Origin of the sequence: Streptomyces sp. NPDC021562 (assembly GCF_040640875.1) — a bacterium.
In the GTDB taxonomy this organism is placed as follows: domain Bacteria; phylum Actinomycetota; class Actinomycetes; order Streptomycetales; family Streptomycetaceae; genus Streptomyces.
Window position 1 is genome coordinate 1 of sequence record NZ_JBFACN010000101.1, and the last position, 1,209, is coordinate 1,209.

Sequence of the window (1,209 nt, forward strand, 5' to 3'; positions counted from 1 at the left end):
GTATAGGCTAAAGTGGAGGTGGAACAATGTCTGGGATTTTTTATTCACTCGGGCTTTTAGTAAAAGAACTGTTGTTTCTTGTTTCTTATGTAAAAAATAATGCGTTTCCCCAGCCTTTATCTGCATCAGACGAAAAAAAGTATTTAAGGCTGATGGCAGAAGGAGATTCGCATGCGCGAAATATGCTGATAGAACATAACTTACGGCTTGTTGCACATATTGTGAAGAAGTTTGAAAACACTGGTGAGGACTCGGAGGATTTAATATCTATCGGAACAATTGGTTTGATTAAGGGAATAGAAAGCTTCTCAGAAGGTAAAGGGACGAAGCTTGCCACATATGCAGCAAGATGTATTGAGAATGAAATACTTATGCATTTAAGAGCATTGAAAAAAACCAAAAAAGATGTCTCCCTTCATGACCCAATCGGTCAGGATAAAGAGGGCAATGAAATAAGCTTAATTGATGTGCTGAAGTCAGAATCAGAGGATGTAGTCAATACGATTCAGTTAAATATGGAGCTGGAAAAGGTGAAGGAATATATCGATGTATTAGATGAAAGGGAAAAGGAAGTTATTGTCGGCAGGTTTGGGCTTGATTTGAAAAAAGAGAAGACCCAAAGAGAAATCGCAAAGGAACTTGGCATTTCAAGAAGCTATGTTTCTCGCATTGAAAAAAGAGCGCTGATGAAAATGTTTCACGAGTTTTACAGAGCAGAAAAGGAAAAGCGTAAAAAGGGGCAGGATTAGCTTCAAAAAGGAAAAGGGCTGTGCTGTGCAGCCCTCTTTGTCATAACAGCAATTTTTATTATTGTTTGTATCGTAAATATTCCCGATTAGAGGTAGGAACATTTTTGACAACTTCGCCTGCACGATTTTTGTATATTTCATACTCTCTGTAAGTCTCCAATACGAATCCGTCCTCAACCGTCGTATCTTCCAATTTATATTCTAATTCTGGCGCTCCGTACACTTCCTCAGATGTGCTTGCCGGCTCGCTTTCCGTAGTTTCACCATAATAATAAACATAGTCTTCATTAATTTTCGCAGTTGGTGTTTCCACATAGGCAATGAATGCAAGCAAAACAATCACGAATAGTAAAGCAAGGCGTTTCTTCATGCTCTCTCCTCCTTCCATACATAATATGCATGTCCAGCCTACATATTCGGCAATCTTAAAGGAATAGTAGGATAGAATGGTAAAAAGGAA

Annotated in this window: 2 protein-coding genes; one reads left to right on the top strand and one right to left on the bottom strand. The window is 38.5% G+C overall.

Annotated elements, in window-relative coordinates; genetic code table 11:
• The first annotated feature begins 26 nt into the window (after positions 1–26).
• Positions 27–749, top strand: a complete 723-nt coding sequence (gene sigK / locus AB0G52_RS41205) for an RNA polymerase sporulation sigma factor SigK (protein WP_127737370.1) — start codon at positions 27–29, stop codon at positions 747–749.
• Positions 750–807: 58 nt separating this feature from the next.
• Here the strand turns inward: sigK and AB0G52_RS41210 are convergent.
• Positions 808–1,209 (bottom strand): hypothetical protein (locus AB0G52_RS41210; protein WP_361344449.1); only part of this gene is annotated, 402 nt, incomplete at its 5' end.

Bases quoted from the DNA above. Each gene is read 5' to 3' on its own strand.
- sigK (WP_127737370.1), top strand. From the start codon at position 27: ATGTCTGGGATTTTTTATTCACTCGGGCTTTTAGTAAAAGAACTGTTG.